Source organism: Salinicola halophilus (assembly GCF_003206155.1).
In the GTDB taxonomy this organism is placed as follows: Bacteria; Pseudomonadota; Gammaproteobacteria; order Pseudomonadales; family Halomonadaceae; genus Salinicola; species Salinicola halophilus.
In genome coordinates, this window is sequence record NZ_PZJV01000001.1 from 69,132 (window position 1) to 89,061 (window position 19,930).

At 64.8% G+C, this 19,930-nt stretch carries 18 protein-coding genes; 12 read left to right on the top strand and 6 right to left on the bottom strand.

The genetic code is table 11. The features are described from left to right. Positions 1-7: 7 nt before the first annotated feature. The gene (locus DOM33_RS00265; RefSeq protein WP_110664757.1) at positions 8-1,312 is read right to left on the bottom strand and encodes an NAD(P)/FAD-dependent oxidoreductase; all 1,305 of its coding nucleotides are present in this window, start codon (positions 1,310-1,312) and stop codon (positions 8-10) included. 342 nt (positions 1,313-1,654) lie between these two features. Here DOM33_RS00265 and DOM33_RS00270 point away from each other — a divergent pair, with 342 nt between their 5' ends. The 3 genes from DOM33_RS00270 to DOM33_RS00280 all read left to right on the top strand — a co-directional run bounded on the left by DOM33_RS00270 (position 1,655) and on the right by DOM33_RS00280 (position 4,856). Then, positions 1,655-2,320 carry a phosphoglycolate phosphatase gene (locus tag DOM33_RS00270; protein WP_110664759.1) on the top strand — a complete coding sequence of 222 codons (666 nt, stop codon included), beginning with the start codon at positions 1,655-1,657 and terminating at the stop codon, positions 2,318-2,320. Between the two features lie 210 nt (positions 2,321-2,530). Next, positions 2,531-4,027: an anthranilate synthase component I gene (trpE, locus tag DOM33_RS00275; protein ID WP_110667384.1), complete on the top strand. Its 1,497-nt coding sequence runs from the start codon at positions 2,531-2,533 to the stop codon at positions 4,025-4,027. Between the two features lie 235 nt (positions 4,028-4,262). After that, positions 4,263-4,856: a TVP38/TMEM64 family protein gene (locus tag DOM33_RS00280; RefSeq protein ID WP_162617845.1), complete on the top strand. Its 594-nt coding sequence runs from the start codon at positions 4,263-4,265 to the stop codon at positions 4,854-4,856. 105 nt (positions 4,857-4,961) lie between these two features. On the opposite strand, the gene argF is transcribed toward DOM33_RS00280, so the two are convergent. Continuing rightward, positions 4,962-5,879 carry an ornithine carbamoyltransferase gene (gene argF / locus DOM33_RS00285; protein ID WP_110664763.1) on the bottom strand — a complete coding sequence of 306 codons (918 nt, stop codon included), beginning with the start codon at positions 5,877-5,879 and terminating at the stop codon, positions 4,962-4,964. 457 nt (positions 5,880-6,336) lie between these two features. Between argF and grxD the strand changes: the two genes are divergently transcribed. Next, positions 6,337-6,681 (top strand): Grx4 family monothiol glutaredoxin, encoded by a 345-nt coding sequence (grxD, locus tag DOM33_RS00290; protein ID WP_110664765.1) that lies wholly within the window; start codon positions 6,337-6,339, stop codon positions 6,679-6,681. 117 nt (positions 6,682-6,798) lie between these two features. On the opposite strand, the gene rnt is transcribed toward grxD, so the two are convergent. Continuing rightward, positions 6,799-7,464: a ribonuclease T gene (gene rnt / locus DOM33_RS00295; RefSeq protein ID WP_110664767.1), complete on the bottom strand. Its 666-nt coding sequence runs from the start codon at positions 7,462-7,464 to the stop codon at positions 6,799-6,801. A gap of 217 nt (positions 7,465-7,681) precedes the next feature. Here rnt and DOM33_RS00300 point away from each other — a divergent pair, with 217 nt between their 5' ends. The 5 genes from DOM33_RS00300 (at position 7,682) to DOM33_RS00320 (ending at position 11,929) form a co-directional block, all read left to right on the top strand. Beyond that, the gene (locus tag DOM33_RS00300) at positions 7,682-8,902 is read left to right on the top strand and encodes an argininosuccinate synthase (RefSeq protein WP_110664769.1); all 1,221 of its coding nucleotides are present in this window, start codon (positions 7,682-7,684) and stop codon (positions 8,900-8,902) included. A 36-nt stretch (positions 8,903-8,938) separates the two neighbouring features. Continuing rightward, positions 8,939-9,277, top strand: coding sequence for an HlyU family transcriptional regulator (locus DOM33_RS00305; RefSeq protein WP_110664771.1), 339 nt, complete (start codon positions 8,939-8,941; stop codon positions 9,275-9,277). Positions 9,278-9,369: 92 nt separating this feature from the next. After that, entirely contained in the window at positions 9,370-10,449 is a 1,080-nt protein-coding gene (locus tag DOM33_RS00310; protein ID WP_110664773.1) for a tRNA-queuosine alpha-mannosyltransferase domain-containing protein, read from the top strand. A 79-nt stretch (positions 10,450-10,528) separates the two neighbouring features. Continuing rightward, positions 10,529-11,191 carry a glutathione S-transferase gene (locus tag DOM33_RS00315; protein WP_110664775.1) on the top strand — a complete coding sequence of 221 codons (663 nt, stop codon included), beginning with the start codon at positions 10,529-10,531 and terminating at the stop codon, positions 11,189-11,191. A gap of 225 nt (positions 11,192-11,416) precedes the next feature. After that, on the top strand, positions 11,417-11,929 hold the full coding sequence (locus tag DOM33_RS00320) for a DUF1161 domain-containing protein (RefSeq protein WP_162617846.1): 513 nt from the start codon (positions 11,417-11,419) through the stop codon (positions 11,927-11,929). A gap of 70 nt (positions 11,930-11,999) precedes the next feature. On the opposite strand, the gene nth is transcribed toward DOM33_RS00320, so the two are convergent. From nth to metG, 3 genes are all read right to left on the bottom strand, one after another. Continuing rightward, positions 12,000-12,638, bottom strand: a complete 639-nt coding sequence (gene nth / locus DOM33_RS00325) for an endonuclease III (protein ID WP_110664779.1) — start codon at positions 12,636-12,638, stop codon at positions 12,000-12,002. Continuing rightward, positions 12,635-13,642, bottom strand: a complete 1,008-nt coding sequence (locus DOM33_RS00330; protein WP_110664781.1) for an RnfABCDGE type electron transport complex subunit B — start codon at positions 13,640-13,642, stop codon at positions 12,635-12,637. Before DOM33_RS00330 ends, nth begins: the two co-directional genes overlap by 4 nt. 220 nt (positions 13,643-13,862) lie before the next feature. Further along, positions 13,863-15,962, bottom strand: a complete 2,100-nt coding sequence (gene metG / locus DOM33_RS00335) for a methionine--tRNA ligase (protein WP_110664783.1) — start codon at positions 15,960-15,962, stop codon at positions 13,863-13,865. A 507-nt stretch (positions 15,963-16,469) separates the two neighbouring features. On the opposite strand from metG, the gene DOM33_RS00340 reads away from it, so the two are divergent. From DOM33_RS00340 to DOM33_RS00350, 3 genes are read left to right on the top strand one after another with little or no spacing between them, the layout of a single operon-like run. After that, positions 16,470-16,934, top strand: coding sequence for an ASCH domain-containing protein (locus tag DOM33_RS00340; RefSeq protein ID WP_239495211.1), 465 nt, complete (start codon positions 16,470-16,472; stop codon positions 16,932-16,934). Further along, entirely contained in the window at positions 16,931-17,383 is a 453-nt protein-coding gene (locus DOM33_RS00345; protein ID WP_239495212.1) for a DoxX family protein, read from the top strand. Before DOM33_RS00340 ends, DOM33_RS00345 begins: the two co-directional genes overlap by 4 nt. Further along, on the top strand, positions 17,380-19,791 hold the full coding sequence (locus DOM33_RS00350) for a DNA polymerase II (RefSeq protein ID WP_239495213.1): 2,412 nt from the start codon (positions 17,380-17,382) through the stop codon (positions 19,789-19,791). Before DOM33_RS00345 ends, DOM33_RS00350 begins: the two co-directional genes overlap by 4 nt. The last annotated feature ends 139 nt before the right edge of the window (positions 19,792-19,930 follow it).

The window sequence follows — 19,930 nt, forward strand, 5'->3', positions numbered from 1 at the left end:
GCTTGCGTCAGTGCAGCTTCATCTTGGGTCGCAGATAGCGGTTGAGGCGATCGACCAGCATCGTCATGCCGGTTCGAAAGGCGCCGTGAATCGCCATCTGGTGCATGCGATAGAGCGAAGCGTAGAACATGCGCGCCAGCCGCCCCTCGATGAACAGGCTGCGCGCCGAGGTGCCGCGCATCAGACTGCCGACGGCGTCGAAGTGGGCAAGCGAAATCAGCGAGCCGCGGTCGCGGTAGGTGAAGGGCTTGAGCGGCTTGTTCTCCATCGCCGCGCGCAGGTTGCGATAGCACAGGCTCGCCTGCTGGTTCGCCGCCTGGGCGCGCGGGGGGACACGATTGTCGTCGTCGGGGCTCAGTGGGCACGCCGCGCAGTCGCCGAAGGCGAAGATGCGCTCGTCGTCGACGCTCTGCAGCGTCGAGGAGACGGTGACCTGATGATTGCGCTCGGTGGTGATGCCGAGTTCCGACAGGAAGGCGGGAGCGCGAATGCCGGCGGCCCAGACGCTCAGGTCGGTGTGCAGCGACGTGCCGTCGGCGGTGATGAAGCCATCCTCGTTGGCTTCGGTGATCCGCGTGTCGACGTGGATCTTGACGCCGAGGCGCTCGAGCTCGCCGTGCACCGCGCGACTGATACGCTCGGGCAGAGCGGGAAGGATACGCGGCGCGGCTTCGATCAGGTGGACTTCGAGATTGGTGCTGTCGAGCGCGGTGAAGCCGTAGCTGTGCAGCATGCGTGAGGCGCCGAAGAGCTCGGCGGCGAGTTCCACGCCGGTGGCGCCGGCGCCGACCAGCCCCACCGAGAGTTTGGCGTGAGTGCGCCGCTCGGGGTCGCTGTAGCGCAGAAAGGTATCGAGCATGTGGCGGCGAAAGTGTTCCGCCTGCTGGGGGCTGTCGATGAAGTGGCAGCGCTCGGCGACGCCGGGCGTGCCGAAGTCGTTGGAGACGCTGCCCACCGATAGTACCAGGTAGTCGTACTCGATCTGGCGCGCAGGCAGCACGACCTCGCCGTCACTGTCGTGAATCGGCTCCAGGGTGATGGTGCGTGCTTCACGATCGATGGCGCTGAGGCTGCCGCGCTGAAAGCGGTAGCCGTGATGCTTGGAGTGGCCCTGGTAGGAGACCTCGTCGAGACCGGAGTCGAGCGCGCCGGTGGCGATCTCGTGGAGCAGGGGCTTCCAGATGTGGGTGGAGTTGCGGTCGACCAGTACGACGTCCGCGCGCTTGCGTTTGCCGAGTTTCTCGCCGAGGCGGGTGGCGAGTTCGAGCCCGCCGGCGCCGCCGCCGACGACCACGATACGAGGTTCGGTCATGGGTGAGTGTCGTCCTTCATTAGAGCTTGGGTCATGTTCGTCGAGCGTGATTCGTGTTCTGGCCAAAGGTGGATGCCGGAAATCCTGTGAGCGAGTCGTACCGCGAGGATCGCGAGATGATAGAACGCGCCGCGATGGGGCGGCGGTGGGTTGACCGTACGATCACCGGTACGACAAAAGTCGTAAGGTTAGGATACGCCGCTCGTCTTGGCTTGGCACCCGGTGCAGCGCGCTGTGCGCTGCCGACGTGATAGGCTCGAACGTTCTGCTCGACCGCCGGCCCGGGAGCTTGCGCGCAGCGCCTTAGAGCGCTCTCCGGCGCCGCTATTCAAGGAGTCATCGATGCACCCCTCGCTCGACGCCATCCGCCTCGTCGCCTTCGATCTCGACGGCACGCTCATCGACTCGGTGCCGGATCTCGCCGCCGCGCTGGACGCCACGCTCGAGGCGCACGATCTCGCCCCGGCGGGCGAGGCGCGGGTGCGCGACTGGGTGGGCAACGGCTCGCGCAAGCTGGTCGAGCGAGCGCTGGCATTCGCCCTCGGCCGCGACCCGGACGCCTCGGCGTTGGACGCCGCGCTCGAGGACTTCCTGGGGCGCTACGCCGAGGCGCCGTGCCGGCGCACGCGGGTCTATTCCGGCGTGAAGGAGGCCCTCGAAGCCCTCGCCGAGCGTGACCTCATCCTCTGCGTGATCACCAACAAGCCGCAGGCGTTCATCGCGCCGATCCTCGCGACGCTGGGACTGGATCGCTACTTCGACGCCACCCTCGGGGGCGATTCACTTTCGGAGAAGAAACCTCACCCGATGCCGCTTTGGCATCTGGCGACGCACTTCGATGTCGCGCCTTCGTCGTGTCTGATGGTGGGAGACTCCCGTCACGATATCGAGGCGGGCCGCCGCGCCGGCTTTCGCACCCTGGCCGTGCCCTACGGCTACAACCACGGCGAGCCGGTGGCCGCGAGCGCGCCGGACGGTCTGGTTGAATCGCTCGGGGAACTCGTTTAGGGTTTTTTCAGCCGGCTCGCGAGGGTCGGTTTCGCTTTCCTACCCATGCGTTTCTCTCCTGAATCGAGCCCCGACATGCGACCGGATACCCAGCGCTTTTTCTCTCTCCGCGTACCCAACCGCGACGTCAAGCGTTGGCGATGGTGATCCTCAGCCCGAGCCTTTCGATTTTCGACCGCTGACTTTCACCCTCTGGAGACGGGTCTCATGATGACCTCCGAGCAGTTCGACGCGCTGGCCAACGCCGGCTACAACCGTATTCCGGTCACCCGCGAGGTGCTGGCCGATCTGGACACGCCGCTTTCGACCTACCTGAAACTGGCCGACGCTCCCTGGACCTTTCTGCTGGAGTCGGTGCAGGGCGGTGAGAAGTGGGGCCGCTACTCGATCATCGGCCTGCCATGCCGCGAGCGGATCGAGGTGCGTGGCTTCACCGTGCGCCACATCGTCGACGGTGAGCAGCAGGGCGCCACCGAAGTCGAGGACCCGCTCGCCTGGATCGAGCGGTTCCACGCGCGCTTCAAGGTGCCGGATCTCGACGACCAGCCGCGCTTCGACGGTGGTCTGGTGGGCTACTTCGGTTACGACACCATTCGCTACATCGAACCGCGTCTGCGCACCGCGCAGGCTGCAGAGAAGCCCGACCCGATCGGCGTGCCGGACATCCTGCTGATGGTCTGCGACGATCTGGTGGTCTTCGACAATCTCTCCGGCCGGCTACAGCTCTGGACCCACGCCGATCCGAGCCAGGAACAGGCCTACGCCGCAGCGGTGGAGCGGCTGGAGGCGCTGGAGCTCAAGCTGCGCAGCTCGACGCTCAACACCGTGAGCCCGGGCACCGGCCGAAGCGATGTCGGCGAAAGCGACTTTCACGCCAGCTTCAGCGAGCAGGGCTATAAGGACGCGGTCGCGCGGATCAAGGAGTACGTGCTGGCCGGCGATCTGATGCAGTGCGTGCCGTCGCAGCGGATGTCGATCCCCTATCAGGCGCCGCCGCTGGATCTCTACCGCGCGTTGAGAAGTCTCAATCCCTCGCCCTACATGTTCTTTCTGAACCTCGACGACCACCACGTCATCGGCTCCTCGCCGGAGATACTCACTCGCGTCGAGGGCGACGAAGTGACGGTTCGCCCGATCGCCGGCACGCGGGTGCGTGGCGCTACGGCGGAAGAGGACAAGGCACTGGAGGAGGAGCTGCTGGGCGATCCGAAGGAGCGCGCCGAGCATCTGATGCTGATCGATCTGGGGCGCAACGACATCGGGCGCATCAGTCGGCCGGGCACGGTGGAAGTCACCGATCAGATGGCGATCGAGCGCTACTCTCACGTCATGCACATCGTCTCCAATGTCACCGGCAGGCTCACGCCGGGGATGTCGGCGATGGACGTGCTGCGGGCGACGTTCCCGGCGGGGACGCTCTCCGGTGCGCCGAAGATTCGCGCGCTGGAGGTGATCGACGAGCTCGAACCGGTCAAGCGCGGCGTCTACTCCGGTGCGGTCGGCTATCTCTCCTGGCACGGCAACATGGACATGGCGATTGCCATTCGCACCGCGGTACTCAAGGACGGCGAGCTGCACGTCCAGGCCGGTGGCGGCATCGTCGCCGACTCCGACCCCGATGACGAATGGCACGAGACGCTCAACAAGCGCCGCGCGCTGTTTCGCGCCGTGGCGATGGCCGAGAAGGGCCTCGACAACCTCGAGTGACTGCTCATCGTCGTCGAGCCGAGTTTTCCGATCGTGCGCGGCCGACGTCGCGGTGACGGCCGCTCGATAGCGGCGACGCCTGCCAACCCTCATCGCCGCTCCGAGGCCTTGCGAGAGCGGCGCTGATTTTCAGCCGTGCGAGTTTCATTCTCCGGTCATGAAGATCGGTTCTGCTACGGAGATGATCCTCGCTCGCACGCGCCAACGCCGAACCTTTTGTTCGCCACGCCGCCTGATGCTACTGGCTGGCGCCATCCTGCTGACAGTCGGCATCGTGATGCTCGACGACGCGCTCTGGTCACGTCTCGAAGCGCTCGACCCTGTCAGCTTCTGGTTGGCGATGGCGCTGCTACCCGCCATCGGCGTGCCCATGACGCCGTTCTACGTCATCGCCGGACTGCGCTTTGGCGTCGAGGCCGGGTTGGGCCTTGGCCTCACCGCGGTGCTCTGTCATCTGCTGCTCTGCTACGCCGTCGCACGCGGCCGCCTGCGACCCTACTTCCGTGAATTCCTCGACCGACGCTTCCCAGCGCTGGCGCGCCTCGATGCCGATCGGCATCACGCCTGGCGTGTCACGCTGCTGATCAAGCTGGTGCCGGGTGTCCCCATGTTTCTCAAACACTACGCCCTGGGCGCGGCGGGGGTGCCGCTGGGCATCTATCTCGGCGTGGCGCTGATGACCACGCTGCCTTACGCGGTGGCGTTCGTGACGCTGGGGGAAGCGGCGCTTCAGGGCGACGTCGGACGGGCGCTCGCGGTCGTGGCGGTTCTGGCGTTACTGGCGGCAGCCGTCGCGCTGTGGCGAATGCGCAACGCTCGGCGACGCTGAGTACCATCGCAGGTGAGGCCGCCTCGGGTAAGACCGTCGCCGTCAACGACAAGGGGGGCGGCCGGCAAAGCGGGCGCTCCCCCAAGAGGTCAGTCGACTAGATGCTCAGTCGATCTTGCCCAGCAGCAGGAATTCGATCAGCGCCTTCTGCGCGTGCAGCCGATTGCCCGCTTCCTGCCACACCACTGCACGTGGGTCGTCGAGCAGCGTTTCGCTGATCTCTTCACCGCGGTGCGCCGGCAGACAGTGAAGGAAGAGAACGTCATCGGCGGCTCGGTCGAGCAGCGCTTCGGTCACCTGGAAGCCGGCGAAGTCACGCTCGCGCTTCGCCTGCTCTTCCTCCTGGCCCATCGACGCCCAGACGTCGGTGGTGATCAGGTTGGCGCCCACGGCCGCTTCCTGCGGATCGCGCACGATGGTCACGCGCTCGCCCGCCGCTTCCATGATGTCGCGGCGCGGCTCGTAGCCTTCCGGGCAGCAGATGCGCAGGTCGAAGCCGAAACGGCGAGCGGCGTTGATCCAGGAGTGGCACATGTTGTTGCCGTCGCCGACCCACACAGCGGTCTTGCCCGCCACCGGGCCGCGGCACTCGGTCCAGGTCATCACGTCGGCGAGCAGCTGGCAGGGATGGTAGTCATCGGTGAGCGCGTTGATCACCGGTACTTCGCTGGCCGCGGCGAAGCTCTCCAGCCCCTCGTGGGAGAAGGTACGGATCATCACCGCATCGACCATCTCCGAGAGCACGCGTGAGGTATCGGCGATGGGTTCGCCGCGGCCGAGCTGCGTGTCACGCGGCGAGAGAAACAGCGCGTGACCGCCGAACTGGGTCATCGCCGTCTCGAAGGAGACCCGCGTACGCGTCGACGACTTTTCGAAGATCATGGCGAGCGTGCGGTTGCTCAGCGGCGTGTAGGTCGGACCCTGCGTCTTCAGGCGATTCTTGATCGTGATGCCGCGCTGAATCAGGTAGGCGAGTTCGTCGGCGGAGAGATCCAGCAGGGTCAGAAAGTGGCGTGCGCTCATTCGGCAGTCCTGTGACGTCGTGGCAGAACGGAAAACGAATCGGGCGAGGCGAACACCGGCCGGTGATGGCAGCATTCGAGGCGACCGATTCGTGGAAGCACCAACGAAAAGGGCGCCGCGAACGCGGCGGAAAGGCTATGCGTTCGCGGCGCCCGCACCGGCGTTGCCGGCTCGTGCGAAGATCATTCATCCTAACCAGCGCCTTTCGGGGGTGCAATGTTCGGGCCCGATGCCGAGCCGAGCCGAGCCGAGCCGAGCCGGGCGCGTGGCGCGCGAGCCGATGCGCCGAGCCCCGCTCGGCGACAACCCCGCGCTCGAGCGCGAAACGTCGACAAGCCCGCGCCGATGGCCAGGGGTGTATTCATGCCGTCTCATCAGTAGAATGAGGCCACGGACATTTCATTTTCGCGCGCACGCGAAGGGGCGATTCGAGGCCCTTCCCGTCAAAGGACGTCACATGAGCGATACCATCGACACGATCAAACAGCAGATCGGCGAAAACACCATCCTGCTGTACATGAAGGGCACGCCGCAGCTGCCGCAGTGCGGTTTCTCGGCGCAGGCCGTGCAGGCGCTGATGGCGTGCGGCGAGCGTTTCGCCTTCGTCAACATTCTCGACAACCCGGACATCCGTACCGAGCTGCCGAAGTACGCAAGCTGGCCCACCTTCCCGCAGCTGTGGATCAACGGCGAGCTGGTCGGCGGCTGTGACATCATCGTCGAGATGTATCAGAGCGGCGAGCTCGAGCCGATGATCAAGGAAGCGGTGGCCAACGCCCCCGCCACCTCCAGCGAAGGCTGAGCCCTAGCGCGGTAACGGCCTCTCGCCGTTCGATGTCAAAACGCCCCNNCGGACGGGGCGTTTTCGTGTGATCGCTCAGTCGCCACGTGCCGTGAGGCCCGGGCCTTTCATACGGGGCTACGGCTCGTCGAAGCCCTGCTCCTTCATCGCCAGATTCCAGCCGCCAAGATCCTTGAAGCGATTGACGATGGCGCAGAAGAGTTCCGCGGTGCGCTCGGTGTCGTAACGCGCCGAGTGTGCCGAAGCGTTGTCGAACTCGATGCCGGCGGCCTGACAGGCGCGTGCGAGTACGGTCTGGCCGTAGGCCAGGGCCGAGAGGGTCGCCGTGTCGAAGCTCGAGAACGGGTGAAAGGGGTTGCGCTTGATGTTGCAGCGATTGATGGCGGCGTTCAGAAACCCCTGATCGAAAGAGGCGTTGTGACCGACTAGTATCGCGCGGGTGCAACCGTGGGACTTGATCGTCTTGCGTACCGGTTTGAAGATGCCGTCGAGCGCCGCCTTCTCGGTGACTGCGATCTCGCGGCGAAAGGCACTGTCGAGGTCGATGCCGGTGAACTCCAGCGCGCTGCGCTCGACGTTGGCGCCTTCGAACGGCGTGATGTGGAACGTGATCGTCTCGAGCGGGAGGAGGTTGCCCTGTTCGTCGATCGTCAGCGGTACGGCGGCAATCTCCAGCAGGGCATCGGTCGCGGCGTTGAAACCGCCGGTCTCGATATCCACCACCACCGGGAGATACCCGCGAAAACGCTGCGCCATCAGCTCCCTCGTGCTGGCGTCCGACATGCAATGACTCCCATTCCCTGATGATCGAGCGGCGGCTGGCCGCGAAGCCTGGAGAGTCTAGCAAACTCGGGCAGGGTCGTCGTGCTGCTCGGTGTTCTGCGGCGAACGACGACGTTATACTCAAACGTTCGACGATCGACCGCTAGGCGGTCATTCATTGTTTCAAAGCCGACGCATCATCATTTCAGAGCCGACGCATCATCCAAGGAGTTGCCGCATGTCCGATGTCAAGAAGGTCGTCCTCGCCTACTCCGGCGGCCTCGACACTTCCGTGATCGTGAAGTGGCTGCAGGAGACCTACGGCTGCGAAGTGGTCACCTTTACCGCCGATATCGGTCAGGGCGAAGAGGTGGAACCGGCGCGGGCCAAGGCGCAGGCCCTCGGGGTCAAGGAGATCTACATCGAGGACCTGCGCGAAGAGTTCGTGCGCGACTACGTCTATCCGATGTTCCGTGCCAACACGGTCTACGAGGGTGAGTATCTGCTCGGGACCTCCATCGCCCGCCCGCTGATCGCCAAACGGCTGATCGAGATCGCCAACGAGACCGGCGCAGACGCGATCTCCCACGGCGCCACCGGCAAGGGCAACGATCAGGTCCGTTTCGAGCTCGGCGCCTACGCGCTCAAGCCCGGCGTCAAGGTCATCGCGCCGTGGCGGGAGTGGGATCTCAACTCCCGCGAGAAGTTGATGAACTACTGCGAGGAGCACGAGATTCCGGTGGACTTCTCCAAGAGCAAGAAGAAGTCGCCGTACTCGATGGACGCCAACCTGCTGCACATCTCCTACGAGGGCGGGGTTCTCGAGGATCCGTGGACGGAAGCGGAAGAAGAGATGTGGCGCTGGAGCGTCTCGCCGGAAGCCGCACCGGACGCGTCGACCTATATCGATCTGACCTTCGAGAAGGGTGACATCGTCGCCATCGACGGCGAGTCGCTCAAGCCCCACGAGGTGCTCTCTCGCCTCAACCAGGTGGGCGGCGACAACGGCATCGGCCGTCTCGACATCGTCGAGAACCGCTACGTCGGCATGAAGTCTCGTGGCTGCTACGAAACCCCGGGTGGCACCATCATGCTGCGCGCACGTCGCGCCATCGAGTCGATCACGCTCGATCGCGAAGCGGCGCACCTCAAAGACGATCTGATGCCGAAATACGCCGAAGTGATCTACAACGGCTACTGGTGGAGCCCGGAGCGTCGCATGCTGCAGGCGGCGATCGACGAGACCCAGACCTTCGTCAACGGCATCGTGCGTCTGAAGCTCTATAAGGGCAACGTCATCGTGGTGGGCCGCCAGTCCGAGCAGTCGCTGTTCGACGAGTCGATCGCGACCTTCGAGGACGACGCCGGCGCCTACGACCAGAAGGATGCCGAAGGTTTCATCAAGCTCAATGCGCTGCGTCTACGTATCGCTGCCGGCAAGGGCCGTTCGGCCGACTGATTCTCACGCCGACGGCGTCAAAAGGGGAGGGAAGGCATGCTGCAGAAACTGATCGCTCGACTGTTTGGCGCCGGAGAGGCTACCGAGCGCGGTGACCGGTCGTCGAAGCCGTCGAAAGAGTACGAGCCGGTCGAGTACAAAGGCTTTCTGATCATCCCCGAGCCGCAGGCGGCGAATGGCCAGTACCGTGTCAGCGGCTGGATTCGCAAACCGCTGAGCGATGGTGATGGCGGGAACCACGGCGAGACGCGCGAGCGGCGCTTCGAGCGCTCCGATGTTGTCCCCGACGAGCAGGCCTGCGTCGAGCTTACCGTGAGCAAGAGCCAGCGCTATATCGACGATCTGGGCGACGATCTCTTCGATCAGTCGCACTGACCGTCGTGCGCTCGACGATTCTCGCACGCTAGACGATCGCCGCCCCGAAACGGCGCCCACCAGGGCGCCGTTTTCACGTTCAGGAACCTTCGATGAAAGCGCTTTTTCTCTCTGCCTACGCCGCCGTGAGCCATCGCGTCTGGGCCGATGGTCTCGTCCAGGCATTCCCCGAGGTCGAGTGGACGCGCCTGGAACTCGCCCCAAGGCACTTCTCTTGGCGTATCCGCGCCAATCCGCTTCTCTGGCACCTGGAAGACGACGAGGTGCTCTCCCAGTCGTATGAACTCGTCGTCGCGACGTCGATGGTGGATCTGGCGACGCTAGTCGGGCTTCATCCTCAGCTTGGTCGGGCGCACAAGGTGGTCTACTTCCACGAAAACCAGTTCGCCTTTCCGCGCTCGTCGCACCAGACGCCGCGTCCGGAACCTGCGATGGTCAACCTCTACGCCGCCCTCGCCGCTGACAAGGTGGTCTTCAATAGCCGCTACAACCGCGACAGCTTCTTCGAAGGGGTACGGACGTTTCTCGCCCGCATGCCGGACAGGCCGAAGATCGGTCCGAGGCTCGAGCGGCTCGCCGCCACCACCGAGGTGCTGCCGGTGCCACTGACGGATCGCCCTTCATCCGCGGACTCGGGGCCGACCATCTCGGCTGCCGACAAACGGCCGGGGCGACGCATCGTCTGGAACCATCGCTGGGAGTACGACAAGAACCCGGTGGATTTTTTCGCCGCGCTCGCCCGGCTCGTCGAGTGGGGGGTGGCGTTCGAGGTGGCGGTAATGGGCCAGCAGTTTCGCGACCGGCCCGAGGTGTTCGACCAGGCACGTGAGTGGCTCGGCGATCGCGTGGTCTGCTGGGGCGAGCAGTCGCCGGCGGCTTACCGTGGCTGGCTCGCCAGCGCCGACATCGTCGTCTCGACCACGCATCATGAATTCCAGGGCCTGGCGATCATGGAGGCGGTCGCGCACGGCTGTCTGCCGCTGGTACCCGACAGGCTCTGTTTCCCTGACTACTACGCCAGGATCTATCGCTACCCGGGCGATGTGGAGAGTCTTGCGATTCGACTCGCCGAGTGGCTCGATGACCCGGCGTCACGCCCTGCGCCTCCGGATGCCGTACAGTGGCGCTGGTCGGCATGGCGTCAGCGCTATCGCGATGCGCTCGGGGTCTGATGGCGACGGCTCCCAGTGGCGCCGGGGGTGATAACCCCCTATCGTTGACTCATCATTCAACGAGGACAGGCGCCGCGACATGATCGTCGTTCACCATCTAGAAAACTCTCGCTCGCAGCGCATCGTCTGGCTGCTCGAAGAGCTCGCCGTCGATTACGAGATTCGAACCTATCCGCGCGACCCCAAGACCCAGTTGGCGCCGGCGTCGCTCAAGCAGGTGCATCCGCTGGGCAAATCGCCGGTGGTGACCGACGACGATCACACCGTGGCCGAGTCTGGGGCGATCATCGAGTATCTGATCGCGCGTCACGATGGGCAGTGGCTGGTTCCGCCCGTCGGTACGCCGCAGTGGGTGCACTACCTGCACTGGCTGCACTACGCCGAAGGCTCGGCGATGCCGCCGCTGCTGATGCGCCTGGTAATGTCGCGGCTGGGCAAGAAACCGGTGCCGGCGATCCTGCGACCCGCAGGGAAGATGCTCGAGCAGGGCGTGAGACAGCAGTATCTCGACCCGCAGCTGCAGGCGCACTTCGACTACTGGGAAAGCGAGCTTGGCCAGCACGCCTGGTTCGCCGGCGATCAGTTCACCGCCGCCGACATTCAGATGAGCTTCGTGCTGCTGGCCTGCGAACGGGGCGGCGAGTTTGCCAAGCGGCCCAACGTGCGTCGCTTTCTCGAGCAGATTCGTGAGCGCGAGGCCTACCAGCGCACGGTGGCCAAGATCGGCGAGTTCGCGCTCTAGCGCCACGGCAATCCAGCGGCACGGCAATCCAGCGTTACGGCAATCCAGCGTTACGGCAATTCAGCGGTACAGCGATTCAGCCGAACAGCGATGTGGCGCCGTTGTCGCATCGCGAGCATCGAAGAAAAAGGGGGGCGACTCGCGCCTCTGTGGGCGAGTCGAAGGGGCCGGTCACCGACCGGCAAGGGATATCGTCAGCGGCGAGGTAACACCATGAAGGGTTCGATGGTGAAAACGACAGTAGTAGCGAGCCTGGGAGCGCTGTGGCTGGTAACGAGCGGCGCCTGGGGACAGAGTTCGCCATCCTCGCGATTCGACCAGCAGCCAGAGACGCGTCTTGCCTGCGAACGCTTGAAGGCACAGATCGATCAGACCATCCGGGACAACGGGGCACGACACTTCCTGCTGGAAGTCGTCGACAATGCTCAGGTCGAGGGTGAGACCGTACGCGAAGGCGAGGCCTATGCGGGAGCGGAAGTGGTGGGAAGCTGCGATGGCGGGACACGCAAGGTGGTCTACAGCCGTCACGGCGCAACCGAAATGAGTTCACCCGGTACGGCGTCCTCTCCGGAGGCTGCAGAAGCCGAGGAGCGTCCGGCAGAGAGTGCGGAGGACAGCGACGAGGGGGCAACGCCGACAGCCGGCACCGAAACGCAGCGTTCTTCGTCCACGAGTGCCGCAGAGGCGCCGTCCGATAGTCGGGCGCGGGATTCGCTGGAGCCCGAAGCCTCGCCGTAAGTGCCGCTATCGTGCCGGGTAGGCCGCCGATGAGCGCCATCGGCGGCTCGTCGGTGTGCGTTGAACGGCGCTAGCCGATATCGACCTTGTCCGGATACTCGCAGAGATCCTCGATCACGCAGCTACCGCAGCGGGGCTTTCGCGCCAGACAGGTGTAGCGCCCGTGCAGTATCAGCCAGTGATGGGCGTCTTTCAGATAGCCCCGCGGGACGTGGCGCATCAGCTTGTCCTCGACCTCGGCGACGTTCTTGCCGGGGGCGATTCGCGTGCGGTTGGACACTCGAAAGATGTGTGTATCCACTGCCATTGTGAGCTCGCCGAACGCGGTGTTGAGCACCACGTTGGCGGTCTTGCGGCCCACACCGGGTAGCGACTCCAGCCCCTCCCGCGTTCGCGGGATCTCGCCGTCGAACGTCGACACCAGCCGGTGGCAGGTTTTCATCAGGTTTTCGGCCTTGGTGTTGTAGAGGCCGATCGTCTTGATGTGCGCCTTGAGCCCGTCGATCCCCAGGTCGATGATCGCCTGGGGCGTGTTGGCAACGGGGAAGAGCCGCGCGGTCGCTTTGTTGACGCCGACATCGGTCGCCTGCGCGGAGAGCAGTACCGCGGCGAGCAGCTCGAATGGCGTCGACCAGTTCAGCTCGGTGGTAGGCTCGGGGTCATGCGCCTGGAGCCGGGCAAATATCTGCTGACGCTTGTCGGCATTCATGACGAGACTCCTTGCGGGTCGCTTCCCCTGTGTTCGCTCTCGCTGGCACGCTCGAGTAACCGTGTGGCGTCCTCGATCTGCGCTTCGGCCCGCGCCATGCCGTCACGATCGTTGCGACGCTGAAAGTGCGCCAGCTGCTGGCGCGCCTTGCGTAGTGCCTCGCGAGCTGCGGAAGCGGCAAGGTGGCTGCCCCGCGGGGGTGCGCTCGACGCGCCTTGGCCCGCGAGTCGGCGCTCGATGTCGGCCAGTTCTCCGGCCAATGGCTCTCGTCGTGTTTGAAGGGCGGCACGATCCTCCAGGGCCGCCTTCGTCAGCTGGCGGTCCAGCCGTGCGAGTCGCGCCTTGAGGGTGGCCTGGCGCGCTTTCAGCGCGGTCGCGTCCGCCGGCGCCTGCGGTGTGGAAGCGTCGGGCGGTCTCGACGCTTCCGGCACGGCATCCGGTTTCGCACGCCGGGCCGCCAGGCGCCGCTCTCGACGCTGGCGCTTCTCGTCGGCGAGATGCGCCAGGCGGCGTTTTCGCGCCTCGAACCGGCGTCGACCGTTGACGGCACGCCAGTCGAGATAGCGCTGGCGTTCGTCTTCGTTGGCCGCCTTCGCCCAGGCCGGATGCTCGATCAGATCGATGCAGTCGACGGGACAGGGTGCGACGCAGAGCTCACAGCCGGTACATTCGGATTCGATGACCGTATGCATCTGCTTGGCGGCCCCGAGGATGGCATCCACCGGGCAGGCCTGAATGCACTTGGTGCAGCCGATGCATTCGGCTTCGCGGATCACGGCGAGCAGCGGTGTCTGGGCGGGTTCGATCAGCGCAAGCGCCGGTCGGCCGGTCAGGCTCGCCAACCGGTCGCGGGTGGCTTCGCCCCCCGGCGGGCAGCGATTGATCGCCTCGCCCTCGACGATCGCCTCGGCGTAAGGCCGACAGCCGTCGTGCCCGCATTTGCCGCACTGCGTCTGGGGTAGCTCGGCATCGATGCGCTCGACGCTGATTTCGGCAAGGGACACGCTCGCGCTCCGGGGTGGTGAAAAAGCGCGCCATTATAGCGCTTCGCCTTCAGGGCTTCGAGCTGACGCGCCACAGGTTCGCCAGCAGGTGCTTGTACCCAAACGAGCGCGCGACCCGAAGGTCGCGCGCGGTGAATCGAATACAGGTCGTTCCGGACAGCTCGGCTTAGCTGACTCGCCGTCCCGGCTTGGCTCAGCTGACTCGCCGTCCCGGCTTGGCTCAGGTGACTCGCTGACCCGGCTTGGCCCCGCTGTCCGGCGAAAGCAGATAGATACCCCCGTCTTTCTCATCGGAGGCATCACCGGCAGCGAGCACCATTCCCTCGGAGACGCCGAAGCGCATCTTGCGCGGAGCGAGGTTGGCGACCATCACGGTCAGTCGACCGGCGAGGGCCTCGGGGGCGTACTGAGCGCGAATGCCGGAAAAGACCGTCCGGGTCTCGCTGCCGATATCCAGCGTCAGCTTCAAAAGCTTCTTGGCCCCTTCGACGTATTCGGCCTGTGTGATACGCGCAATGCGCAGGTCGACTTTTGCAAAATCATCAATGGTGATCTCCGGCGCGATGGGCTCGATGTTCCTGGCCGGTGTCTCCGGCGCGCCATCGCCGGGGGCGCTGGTCGCCTCACCCTGAGCGGCCTTGGCATCGTCCTTGAGCTTTTTCTCGACGGCCAGATCTTCCTTTGAGGCCTCGATCATCTGATCGATCTTGTCGCTCTCCACGCGGGTCATCAGGGGCTTGAACTTCTCGATCGGATGATCGATCAGCACGGTGGTGCGGCTGTCCCAGTCGAGGGTGTCGAGATTGAGGAAGGTGCGTGCGCCCTCGGCAAGCCGCGGTACGATGGGCGCGAGATAGACCACCAGCTGGCGGAACAGATTGATGCCCACCGAGCAGATATCCAGCACTTCCTGCTCGCGGCCGTCTTCCTTCGCCAGCGTCCAGGGCGCCTTCTCGGCGATATAGCCGTTGGCGTCATCGGCCAGCGCCATGATGCGCCGTACCGCACGGGCAAATTCGCGCGCCTCGAAATCGGCCGCGATGGCTTCGCCCTCGTCGATGAAGCGCTGCACTCGCTCGGGCTCGGCACAGGTCGTGGACAGACGGCCGCCGGCCTTTTTCACGAAACCGGCACAGCGGCTGGCGATGTTGACCACCTTGCCGACCAGGTCCGAGTTCACGCGGGCGGCGAAGTCCTCGAGGTTCAGATCCAGATCGTCCACGCCGGCGGTCAGCTTGGCGGCGAAGTAGTAGCGCAGGTACTCCGGATTCAGATACTGCTCGTAGGTTTCGGCCTTGATGAAGGTGCCGCGGGACTTCGACATCTTGGCACCGTTGACGGTCACGAAGCCGTGGCAGTTGACCCCGGTGGGCGTGCGCAGATTGGCGCCTTCCAGCATCGCCGGCCAGAACAGGGCGTGGAAATAGACGATGTCCTTGCCGATGAAGTGATACAGCTCGGCATCACTGTCCTTTTTCCAGTAATGATCGAAATCGATACCTTCGCGCTCGCAGAGCTGCTGAAAGCTCGCCATGTAGCCGATCGGCGCATCGACCCATACGTAGAAGTACTTGCCCGGCGCGTCGGGAATCTCGAAGCCGAAGTAGGGCGCATCGCGGGAGATGTCCCAGTCGTTGAGCCCGGCTTCGAACCACTCCTGCAATTTGTTGGAGATCTGCGGCTGCAGGCGATCGGAGCGCGTCCACTCCTTCAAGAACGGCTCGAACTTGGGTAGCTCGAAGAAGTAGTGGGTCGAGCTTTTGACTACCGGCGTGGCCCCGGAGACCGCCGAGACCGGATTGAGCAGTTCGGCCGGCGTATAGGTCGCGCCACACGCCTCGCAGTTGTCGCCGTACTGATCGTCGGTATGGCACTTGGGGCAGGTACCCTTCACGAAACGATCGGCCAGGAACATGCCGCGCTCGGGATCGTACATCTGCTCGACGTCGCGGGTGGCGATGAAACCGCCGTCGCGCAGGGCGCGGTAGATGCGCTCGCTGTGGACGCGGTTCTCTTCCGAGTGGGTCGAGTAGTAGTTGTCAAAGGCCACACCGAAGCGGGCGAAGTCGGCCTGGTGCTCGGCGTTGACCCGGTCGATCAGCTGCTGGGAGGTAATGCCTTCCTGCTCGGCGCGCAGCATGATGGCGGTGCCGTGGGCATCGTCGGCGCAGACGTAGTGGCACTCGTGGCCGCGGCTTTTCTGAAAGCGCACCCAGATATCGGTCTGAATGTATTCCAGCAGATGGCCCAGATGGATCGAGCCGTTGGCATAGGGCAGGGCGCTGGTGACCAGAATCTGGCGCTTGGCGTTGTTCGACATGGTGGCTGGAAGATTCCCGTGACGAACCCGCGGGCGCCGGTATCGACCGCGCCACGGGGTGGATAGACTGAAAACGTGGCCGGAGATTGTAGCATCGATGATCGCGACATGGCTTTTGGGGTATACCGGCGAACGAATGGCCCCACTGACGCCGCGGCGTTAGCATCGAGCGACGCCGGAGCCACGCTCCGAGAGGCCGGAAAGTGACGTGATACCGCCTATCTCGGCACACCCTCGCGCCCAGTCCATTTTCCGAGCGGCTCACGCCGAGCCGTGTCGTTGGATAGCGCCGAGCGACATGCCGAGATGCAAGCCTTCATCGAGCCGGGCACGAATCGGCCGAGTCGACGGGCGCTGGGGTTCAAGCACGAAGAGACCGACTACTTCGCCAATGGCGTGCGTCAGACGCTGTAAGACGGCGGCTGCGAGGGCCACCGACACGGGACGATTCGGACGATGGCGCAAGGCACGGTCGAGCGCCCGGCGCTTGCTTGGAGGGAGAGAAGAGTGACATCGGAACAGCAACGTTTTCTTGCACGCTACCGCGAGCATCGCCGATCGCTCGGTCATGACGATCTTTCGAACGTCGTTGTGGAGGCATTCGGTGATACGCCCGAGTTGGCCGATGAATGCGCTCGTCTGATCGACGCCGGAATCAAGCGGGCCAGCTGCGGTCTGACGGCGTCGTATTCGGCCGTCAATGAGCGTCTGCCGACGGTCGGGCAACTCACCGTCGTACTGGACAGCCTTGAAGCGCCGGTATGCATCGTCGCGCTCACGTCTGTCACGACCTGTCGATTCGATGAGGTGACGCCGGCCTTCGCGGCACTCGAAGGCGAGGGTGATGGCACCTACGCCTGGTGGCGTCGTGAGCATGTCCGATTTTTTCGGCGTGAGGCGGCCAGGCTGGGCGTCGAATTTACCGACGCCTCCGAACTGGTGCTCGAGCGCTTCGAGAAGGTGTTTGCGTGAGCGCTTTCGGGATCGGGCGCGAGACGCCGGGCCGGTGGCGCCTCGCCGCCATCGCGTTCGTCATCCTCTGGTTCGGACTGGGTGGCATCGCCCATTTCGTCTTTACCGATGCGCTGGTCGCCATCGTCCCATCCGGTCTGCCGTGGCGCCGCGAGGCGGTATGGATCACCGGTGCTTTCGAGCTGCTCGGCGCGGTGGGGCTTCTGCTGCCGCGCAAACGTCCGCTGGCAGGAATCGGGTTGATCCTGCTGACAATCTGCGTCACCCCTGCCAACGTCACCATGTGGCTCCACGCCGAGCGCTACGCCGCGATCCCCGAGTGGCTGCTGCTGGCGCGACTGCCATTTCAACTGGTGCTATTGGCGTTCATCACCTTCGCTGCGGGGCTGGCGCCGTCCAGGCACCGTGCGGACGGTAATCAAGACGGTTCGTCGAGCCGCATGCCTTGAGTGCAAGGATCGAGAGACGAGTGGATATCCAGGGCTTCATTCTCACCCGGCACTGGCAGGAGACCCCCGCGGGGACCGAGGTATCGTTCTGGCTCGCGACCGATGACGGCCCCAAGCGAGTCTGTTTGGCACCGCAGCGCTCGGTGGCGTTCGTCGCTGTCGAGCAGCGCGAGCGCGTCGAAGCATGGCTCGGCGGTGAGCGCGACGTCGAGCTCAAGCCACTGGAGCTGGTCGATTTTCGTCACCGACCGGTGCTCGGCCTCTACTGTCGCCACTATCGTCAGCTCCAGGCGCTCGAGCGCCGGTTGAGCGAGGCCGGGGTCGAGGTAATGGAGGCAGACATCCGGCCGCCGGATCGCTACCTGATGGAGCGCTTCATTACCGCGGCCGTAGTGGCGACGGGCCGACCCGATGCGCACGGTGAGCTGCAGGACGCCGAACTCAAGCCCGCGCCCGGCTATCGGCCAACGCTCTCGCTCTGCTCGCTGGACATCGAGACCAGCGAGCGCGGCGAGCTCTATTCGATCGGACTGCACGGCTGCGGCGAGCGCGTCGTCTACATGCTCGGCCCGCCGGCGGGCACGGGAAGTGAGGCGGATCGTGAGCGGGACTTCGGTCTCGTCTACTGCGACTCTCGCGCCGATCTGCTCCACGCGCTGAACGCCTGGTTCGCCCGCTTCGATCCGGACGCGCTGATCGGCTGGAGCGTGATCCAGTTCGACCTGCGCAAGCTCGAACAGCATGCCGAGCGTCTGGGCGTGCCGCTCACGCTTGGCCGCGGCGGCACTCGTATGGAGTGGCGGGGCGGCGCCAAGGGGGATCGCCTGGTGACGATTCCGGGCCGGCTGGCGATCGACGGCATCGAAGCGCTGAAATCCGCGACCTGGAACTTTTCCTCGTTCAGTCTGGAGAGCGTGGCCCAGACCCTGCTGGGGGAGGGCAAGGCGATCGACAACCCTTACCAGCGCATGGATGACATCAACCGAATGTTCGCCGAGGACAAGCCGGCGCTGGCACGCTACAACCTCAAGGACTGCGAGCTGGTCACCCGTATCTTCACGCACACCGAGATTCTGACCTTCCTGCTCGAACGGGCGAGCGTCAACGGGCTGGCGGCGGATCGCCACGGTGGCTCGGTGGCGGCGTTCACCCATCTCTATCTGCCACGCCTGCACCGGCTCGGGTTCGTCGCCCCCGCGCGGGGCAGCGACTCGGAGGACGAAAGCCCGGGGGGCTACGTGATGGATTCGCGCCCCGGTCTCTACGATGACGTTCTGGTGCTCGACTTCAAGAGTCTTTATCCGTCGATCATTCGCAGCTTTCTGATCGACCCGGCGGGGCTGGTCGAGGGGCTCGCTCACCCGGCGGATACCCAGAGCGTGCCGGGGTTTCTCGCCGCGCGCTTTTCGCGGACCCGCCACGCGCTGCCGGGCATCGTCGGCGAGGTCGGGCAGGCGCGAGAGGCCGCCAAGCGCGACGGCAATGCGCCGCTGTCGCAGGCACTCAAGATCATCATGAACGCCTTCTACGGGGTGCTCGGGGTCAAGGGCTGCCGCTTCTTCGACCCCAGACTGACCTCGTCGATCACGCTGCGCGGCCACGAGATCATGCAGCGGACTCGAGCGCTGATCGAAGTTTGCGGTTATACCGTTATCTACGGCGACACCGATTCATTGTTCGTCTCGCTTGACGGTGTGTCGGCAGCATCGAGTGAATCAGGCGATGGACCGACGCCTGCAGAGATCGGGCGGGCTCTGGTCGAGGAGATCAATCACTGGTGGCGAGATCATCTGCGTGAGACGTTCGATCTCGAAAGCGCACTGGAGCTGCAGTTCGAAACGCATTTCGCGCGATTTCTGATGCCGCGGATTCGCGGTGCGGAGGAGGGCAGCAAGAAGCGCTACGCCGGCGTGGTGCACGAGGCGACCGGTGAGGAGCGGCTGGTGTTCAAGGGCTTGGAGTCGGTGCGTACCGACTGGTCGCCGCTGGCGCAGCGCTTCCAGCGAGAGCTCTATCGGCGCATTTTTGCCGATGAGCCCTATCGTGACTACGTGCGTGGCATCGTCCGGGCGACGCTCGACGGCGCGCACGACGACGAGCTGGTTTACCGCAAGCGACTGCGACGCCGACTCGACGACTACCAGCGTAACGTGCCGCCTCACGTGCGGGCCGCGCGGCTCGCCGATGCCCACAACCGCGAGCTCGGCCGCCCGCTGCAGTATCAGCGCGGCGGCTTCATTCGCTACGTGATCACCCTCAATGGCCCTGAACCGCTCGAGGCTCGTCGCTCCCCCATCGACTACCAGCACTACGTCAGCCGCCAGCTCCAGCCGGTCGCGGACGGCATCCTGCCGTTCGTGAACGATGACTTTTCGCGGCTGACCGATCGCCAGTTGGGGCTTTTCTAGCGGGCATCGCGTCCTGAACCCTCGGAAGACGCCTTCAGGCGGGGAGCGAGCGGTCGCCGGGTGGCGCGCCGGAGAACTGCTACGCTGGATTGACGCGACGACGGCGCGGGAGAGCCTGCGTCATCATCATCATCGTCAT